Consider the following 6,369-nt stretch of genomic DNA (forward strand, 5'->3'; position numbering starts at 1 on the left):
CCCGAATCGGAGGCGGTCGTGCAGTCCGCCCCCGGTTTGGTCCTGTGCTCGCCCTGTCGGCTCGCTGCGCCACCGACGGTGAGCAGACCCCAGACCGAGCAGGACCCCGGGCGACACTCCTGATCCGGCACCGACTGGCCTGACCCGGGACCGACTGGGAGGCGACGTGATGCCGCGTCGCTACGCGGACGGATTCACCAGGTTCGGCGCGATCTCCACCAGGCGCTCGTTCGTGCTCGGCGAGACTTTGTCGATGCGAAGGTCGTCTTGTTGCGTGTCGACCTGCGCAGAGCATCTCCCGTCCGTACGGATGTACGTACATTTGTTGTACAGTGGCCCCGAGGGCCAGCAGTCGGCGGCTCGAATTCGGATTCCGACACAGATCGACAGGAGGGCCTTTGATGGTTGAACCCGATCGCAGTGCCGCGCTCGACCGCTCCAGTGCGATGCCGCTGTGGGCGCAACTGCATGCTGATCTGGTCCGCCGAATCGGTGACGACGAATTCGCCGGCTCCGAGTTCCCGGGCGAGCATGCGTTGACGACGAGCTACGGGGTGAGCCGTCACACCACCCGCGAGGCCCTGCGGCACCTGCGGAACGAAGGAATCTTGATTGCAGAGCGTGGCCGGCCTTCTCGGTTGGCGGCTCCGCCGGTGATCGAGCAGCCACTCGGTGCGCTCTACAGTCTCTTCGCTGCGGTGGAAGCCACGGGTGTTGCTCAGCACAGCGTGGTGCGTGTACTCGAACTGCGGACCGACCCCGCGGTGGCCGCTACCCTGCGGGTCGGTCCCAAGGCGCCGCTGCTCTACCTAGAGCGCATCCGTATGGCAGGGACCATGCCGTTGGCGCTCGACCGTGCCTGGTTGCCGGGGGATCTGGCACGCGACCTCCTGGATGCGGACTTCACTCACACGGCTCTCTACATCGAGCTCGAGAAGCGTTGCGGCATCCGCCTGACCGGTGGCCGCGAGGACGTCACTGCCGTCGTCCCGGATCCGGAGGATGCGGCAGCACTCGAACTCGATTCGAAGACCTCCGCGCTGTCGATCCGCCGTTCGGGTTGCATGAATTCCCGGCCGGTGGAGTTGCGGCACACAGTGATTCGAGGAGATCGGTTCACCGTCTCGGCCACGTTCTCACCGAGCGACGGCTATCGCTTCGTGCCGGCCACGCCGCTGCACGCCCTGTAAGCACCCACTGATCCAAGGAGCGTTCTTCATGACTGGAGCACCACCGGAAGCCGATCCGGCCGCCGCACACGCTTTGATCGCCGAATCGGGAGCCATCCTGATCGATGTCCGCGAGGACGACGAATGGGCAGCCGGCCACGCCCCGGACGCCGTCCATGTACGCCTCGGCGATCTCGATCCTGCTGCCTATCCTCCCGAGCAGAAATTGGTCGTGGTGTGCCGCTCGGGCGCTCGGTCGAGCAAAGCTGTCGCGGCCCTCACCGATGCCGATCGCACGGCGCACAATCTGTCGGGCGGTATGATGGCGTGGCACGAAGACGGCCGCCCTGTGGTCCGTGATGACGGCACGCCCGGCTCAGTAATTTGACATGGTCGCCATCCTCGCGATCGCAGTCGCCGCAGGGATTCTCATCGGGCTTTCCCTCGGCGCGCTCGGTGGTGGGGGATCGATACTGACTGTTCCTGCTCTGGTGTACCTCCTGGCGGTTGAACCGCAATCGGCAACGAGCGCCTCGCTGATCATTGTCGGAATCACCTCGATCATCGCGGCCATCAGCCATGCGCGAGCACGGCACGTTCGGTGGCGGGCAGCGGCAGTGTTCGGACTTCTGGGCGCGGGCACCGCCTTCGGTGGGTCGATCCTCAACCGATCGGTCGACCCGCAGATTTTGCTGCTCGCATTCGCGGCTCTGATGATCGTCGCCGCCGGTGCGATGCTGCGCCGCACCCGGCGAGGACACGATGCCGACCTACCGACGCCGAACCCGGTCGAGACCGCGGAAACACGGTCGAGCGCCGTCGCGGTCGCCGCCAAGCCCACGAAAGTGAAGATCACTACTTCGCAGGTGGTCAAGCTGGTCGCCTCCGCGCTCGTCGTCGGCTGCCTCACCGGGTTTCTGGGAGTGGGCGGCGGATTCCTCATCGTCCCCGCCCTGGTTCTGGCACTGGGCTATTCGATGCCCGTCGCGGTCGGAACGTCACTGGTGATCATCTCCATCACCAGCGCGGGAGCCTTCACCGAACGCCTCGGCACGGGTGCCACCATCCCGTGGGAGATCGTCGTACCGTTCACTTTCGCGGCAATTACAGGCTCGTTCGCAGGAAAAGTCATCAGCGACAGAGTTTCTGCCACCACACTCACCCGTAGCTTCGCAGCCCTGTTATTCGTCGTAGCCGTCTACGTCACCGTCCAGGCATCCATGGCCCTGTAACGCACATCGTTGTGCATCACAGAGCCTATTTCTGCGCATGCAAATGCGTGACGTGTGTGGTCTCGGGACATACCTAACTGATCGTCACCGGGACATCGTTAACGGTCTCGGGGTCGGGTGGGCGTTGAAGTTTCGGATCGGTTTGGTGGTGGTTCCGGCGTGCAGTGAGAGTTTTGTGGGGCCGTCGAGAACTCGGAAATGGTGATCCTCGACGACCACGGTGAGGATGGTTCCGGCGTGTGTGCGGCCGACGGGCAATCTCTGGCCGTCGACCATGACGACACCGTCTATCGGCACTTTCCGGTGCACGCGTTGGGGGCCCGAGGGCGGCGGGAGGAGCGTCGTTGCTCGACGCACGCGGGTCAGTTGGCGGTTATCGTTGCTGATCAACGGATTCGGCAAGGTCTTGATCACATGGTTACCGGCGATGGCGTGGATGAGACCGCCCTCGATTCTGAGGGTGATGCGGGTTCCGGCGGTGTCCGGACCCAATGCGAGCTGATGGCCGAGCAGGGTGATCAGTCCATCGCGGGTGGCGGTGCGATCGACCTCGATCGGTGCCGCAGTGCGCAAGCGGGCACTCGGATCGAACGCGGGCAGTGCCGGCGCAGTCTGCCCTGCACGTGCGCCGCGCATGGTCAACCGGTCGAGGTCGGCGCTCGTCAGCTGGGAGGCACACCGTGGGGCGTGTCAGATGGTTTGTGTAAGAACGGACTGACACGGATGGAGCATCATCGTGACCATGACTGTGGACGGCAATCATGCAGATGACACGAACGATCGGGCTGAGCTCAGCGCCTTCGACGCCTTGAAGGCCTCGGGTGCCCTCGACGAGGTGATGGCCAAGATCGACACGGGCCAGCTGCAGATCACCGGGCAGGGCGGGTTCCTGCAGGAGATGGTCAAGGCGGTTCTCGAGCGCGGACTGCAGACCGAACTCACCGAGCACCTCGGATACGACAAGGGCGACCTTGCCGGCCGTCTACTTCCCAACGCTCGCAACGGTTTCAGCAGCAAGACCGTGTCGAGCGAAGTCGGCGATGTGCCGTTGGCAATCCCCCGCGACCGCGACGGCACGTTCGTTCCAACCCTGGTCCCGCGTGGTGCGCGCAGGATCGGTGGGCTCGATGACATGATCGTCGCGCTCTACGCCGGCGGCATGCCAGTGCGCGACATCGAGCATCATCTTGCCTCGACCATCGGTACCGAAATTTCCCGCGAGACCATTTCCAAGATTACCGACTCGGTCCTCGAGGAAGTCCTCGAATGGCAGCGCCGGCCACTCGATCCGATCTATCCGATCCTCTATCTCGATGCGATCGTGGTCAAAATCAGGTCCGGTCAGCAGGTCACCAACAGGGCTGCGCACATCGCCGTCGGTGTCGACCTCGACGGCATCAAACACGTGTTGGGGATCTGGGTTCAAGAACACGAAGGGGCGAAGTTCTGGGCCGGGATCTGCGCTGAGCTGGCAAATCGTGGCGTCAGAGACGTCCTGATCGCCTGCACGGACGGCCTCACTGGATTCGGCGACGCCATCGAAGCGACGTGGCCGCACACCGTCGTGCAGACGTGCACCGTCCACCTGATCCGCGCGTCGATGCGGTTCGTGGCCTACGGCGACCGCAAAGCGGTGGCGTCGTCGCTCCGGTCGATCTACACCGCACCCACCGTCGATGCGGCCCAAGCTGCACTCGACGACTTCAAATCCTCGCAGTGGGGTGTCAAGTATCCGACAGCGGTGCGGACGTGGGAGAGCGCGTGGGAGCGGTTCATCCCGTTCCTGGCTTTCCCACCGGCGCTCCGGAAGATCATCTACACCACCAATGCCATCGAATCGCTCAACTATCAACTTCGCAAGATCATCAAAAACCGCGGACACTTCCCCAATGATCAAGCGGCAGTGAAGCTTCTGTGGCTCGCGATCTGCAGCATCGAGGACAAGCGCGCCCGGGAGAGAGACCGCCTGAGCAAAGATCGACTCGCACCCCGCACCGGCAGGGAGGTCAACAGACTGATCGAAGGATCTCTGACGACCGGTTGGAAACAAGCGCTCGGCGCGCTCGTGATCAACTATCCGGACAGACTCGACCCTTATCTCACCTGAAAGCAAATTCGCTCACAGATAACTTGACAAGCTCCAACCGTGGTGACCACCAAACCGTCGATCACGGCGTGGATGCTGGCGAGGTCGGCCCACAGGGTTACCATGCGTCCGGCGAACCCCTTCCCGATCCACACTTGCTGTGCACCGACCAGATCGACGACGCCCGCCGCCGGTATGCGTAGGTCGATCTCGTAACCGCCGGCCATCCCTGATCGCGCCGAATATGGTTGTACGACAACAGACGCGGCAGACGCGGCAGGGGCGGCCGGCGTCGCACTTCGATACCGTCTGGGTCCCCGCAGAATACCACTTCGCGCTCCGTGACGGCCGCGGAGTCGGATTCACCTACATCGAGGGTGACATCGTCCGCGGAACCTCACGTCTGTGACCACCCGCCCCCGTGCCTGACCGCACCGGGGTACCCGCCCCACCGCACCGACTGGAAGGAACGCCCCTCGTCTACGACCGATCTCGACGAGCGCCCGTGGACCCGGCCGTGGGTTCCCATTCCGGGCACCGCGACGAAGTCCTCGACAGGCGGAAGCTGGCATCAACGACGGGCCGGCGTTGGCGAGCGCGGATCTCGGTTTGGCGATCGGCGCGGGCACCGATGTCGCCATCGGTCCGGGGACATCATAGTCGTCCGCGACGACCTCGGCGATGTGGTCGATTCGTTGGGGCTGGCCAAGGCCATACTGGCGACCATCAAGGGAAACATGGTGTGGGCGTTCGGGTACAACATCGCTGCCATCCGCATAGCGGCCGCAGGTCTGCTCAACCCGCTCCTCGCGGGCGCTGCCATGGCGTTCTCGTCGTTCTTCGTCGTATCGAACAGCCTCCGGCTGCGTCGGTACCCCGCTACATCCTGACGACCCGGGAGGGATACCTCGGCGAACAGTGAACTGGTGTCGCCGCGTCAGCGAACGTGAAGTGATCGCGCTGTGCGTGGCCGCGCCGCACGACCGGCCCGGCCACGCACTCCTGCGCAGCACGCCCGGTCAGCCACCGGGCGGATTCGTACCGACGTCATCGCCGCGGTACCTACAGTCAGTCGCATCCGCGGGTGCCGAAGTTCCCGCGTCGATCCGGGAACTTTCTCCGCCCGCGGTGCGACTGGTGGTCGACCGGTCATGAGCTGCGCCGACACAGGACGCGGCCGACGGATGCGGCCGATACCGCAGTTCACGGGAGGGTTCGAAGTGCACGACGATCTTCGCCACTATCGGCCCATGTTCGAGGCCATCGAACGACGAGTGCTGGCGACGGTAGAGATGGCTGCCCACGAGCGCCTGCGTGCGGCTACAGTGATCGCCGTAGCAGGGCTGGGTCTGTGCCTGGGCCAGTCGGGCGAGGCAACGGGCTGGGCAACATTGCTCAACAATGCAGCGGCGCAGGCGGAATCGACCAGCATCGTCGCTGTCATTGCCGCCCATGCCGGTGTGATCTTCTGTCTGATCTGCTCAGCCGCCGCACTCCATACCCGAATGATCCATCTGATCGTTCTCGCCGCCGCAGGATGCGCCAGCACTTCGGTCCTGGCGATGTTGTCCATCTGGACACGCCAGTCCGCTCACGACAGTTCAACTCTCGCCGGCCCCGGCCCTGGCGCGCTGATCGGGCTGCTCACCGCCGTGGTTCTCACCGGGCTGTGGACACGACTGGCCCTTCGCCCGGAGCGTCGCGTCTTCACGTACTGATCGAGCCACCATTCCGCCGAACCGACAGAAGGATCGATCCCGTTCGGCGGCTTCCCTTGGGGCCGCATCGCATTCGGTCAATCCGACGGGCCGCTGCTGCCTCTGGCTGCGGTGATCGGCGCGCCGGGGTTGTCGTTCGTCGTGGTGCTGATCGGGTCCGCTCT

General features: G+C 64.4%; 7 protein-coding genes and 2 pseudogenes. 8 read left to right on the plus strand and 1 reads right to left on the minus strand.

Annotated elements, in window-relative coordinates:
• Positions 1–401 precede the first annotated feature (401 nt).
• The 3 genes from J1M86_RS24945 to J1M86_RS24955 are packed head-to-tail and all read left to right on the plus strand — an operon-like array spanning position 402 to position 2,401.
• Positions 402–1,190, plus strand: coding sequence for a GntR family transcriptional regulator (locus J1M86_RS24945; RefSeq protein WP_008720425.1), 789 nt, complete (start codon positions 402–404; stop codon positions 1,188–1,190).
• 28 nt (positions 1,191–1,218) lie between these two features.
• The gene (locus J1M86_RS24950) at positions 1,219–1,557 is read left to right on the plus strand and encodes a rhodanese-like domain-containing protein (protein WP_008720426.1); all 339 of its coding nucleotides are present in this window, start codon (positions 1,219–1,221) and stop codon (positions 1,555–1,557) included.
• 1 nt (position 1,558) lies between these two features.
• Positions 1,559–2,401 carry a sulfite exporter TauE/SafE family protein gene (locus tag J1M86_RS24955; protein ID WP_008720427.1) on the plus strand — a complete coding sequence of 281 codons (843 nt, stop codon included), beginning with the start codon at positions 1,559–1,561 and terminating at the stop codon, positions 2,399–2,401.
• An 84-nt stretch (positions 2,402–2,485) separates the two neighbouring features.
• Here J1M86_RS24955 and J1M86_RS26625 read toward each other — a convergent pair whose 3' ends face one another.
• Positions 2,486–3,037: a hypothetical protein gene (locus J1M86_RS26625; protein WP_008720428.1), complete on the minus strand. Its 552-nt coding sequence runs from the start codon at positions 3,035–3,037 to the stop codon at positions 2,486–2,488.
• Positions 3,038–3,143: 106 nt separating this feature from the next.
• Here J1M86_RS26625 and J1M86_RS24965 point away from each other — a divergent pair, with 106 nt between their 5' ends.
• The 5 genes and pseudogenes from J1M86_RS24965 to J1M86_RS26630 all read left to right on the plus strand — a co-directional run.
• Positions 3,144–4,508 (plus strand): IS256 family transposase, encoded by a 1,365-nt coding sequence (locus J1M86_RS24965; protein WP_032373346.1) that lies wholly within the window; start codon positions 3,144–3,146, stop codon positions 4,506–4,508.
• Between the two features lie 223 nt (positions 4,509–4,731).
• Positions 4,732–4,896 (plus strand): hypothetical protein, encoded by a 165-nt coding sequence (locus J1M86_RS24970; protein ID WP_155288693.1) that lies wholly within the window; start codon positions 4,732–4,734, stop codon positions 4,894–4,896.
• Positions 4,897–5,054: 158 nt separating this feature from the next.
• Positions 5,055–5,377, plus strand: a pseudogene (locus tag J1M86_RS24975) (cation-transporting P-type ATPase); the annotation flags it as partial.
• Between the two features lie 360 nt (positions 5,378–5,737).
• The gene (locus tag J1M86_RS24980; protein ID WP_051048272.1) at positions 5,738–6,205 is read left to right on the plus strand and encodes a hypothetical protein; all 468 of its coding nucleotides are present in this window, start codon (positions 5,738–5,740) and stop codon (positions 6,203–6,205) included.
• A 36-nt stretch (positions 6,206–6,241) separates the two neighbouring features.
• A pseudogene (locus tag J1M86_RS26630) lies at positions 6,242–6,369 on the plus strand (hypothetical protein); the annotation flags it as partial.

It is taken from the genome of Rhodococcus sp. KRD197 (genome assembly GCF_017168235.1).
GTDB lineage: Bacteria > Actinomycetota > Actinomycetes > Mycobacteriales > Mycobacteriaceae > Rhodococcoides.

Excerpts from the sequence above, each read along its gene's own strand:
- J1M86_RS26625 (WP_008720428.1), bottom strand. The coding sequence starts at position 3,037 with ATGCGCGGCGCACGTGCAGGGCAGACTGCGCCGGCACTGCCCGCGTTC.
- J1M86_RS24970 (WP_155288693.1), top strand. The coding sequence starts at position 4,732 with ATGGTTGTACGACAACAGACGCGGCAGACGCGGCAGGGGCGGCCGGCG.
- J1M86_RS24945 (WP_008720425.1), top strand. The coding sequence starts at position 402 with ATGGTTGAACCCGATCGCAGTGCCGCGCTCGACCGCTCCAGTGCGATG.
- J1M86_RS24965 (WP_032373346.1), top strand. The coding sequence starts at position 3,144 with ATGACTGTGGACGGCAATCATGCAGATGACACGAACGATCGGGCTGAG.
- J1M86_RS24955 (WP_008720427.1), top strand. The coding sequence starts at position 1,559 with ATGGTCGCCATCCTCGCGATCGCAGTCGCCGCAGGGATTCTCATCGGG.
- J1M86_RS24950 (WP_008720426.1), top strand. The coding sequence starts at position 1,219 with ATGACTGGAGCACCACCGGAAGCCGATCCGGCCGCCGCACACGCTTTG.
- J1M86_RS24980 (WP_051048272.1), top strand. The coding sequence starts at position 5,738 with ATGTTCGAGGCCATCGAACGACGAGTGCTGGCGACGGTAGAGATGGCT.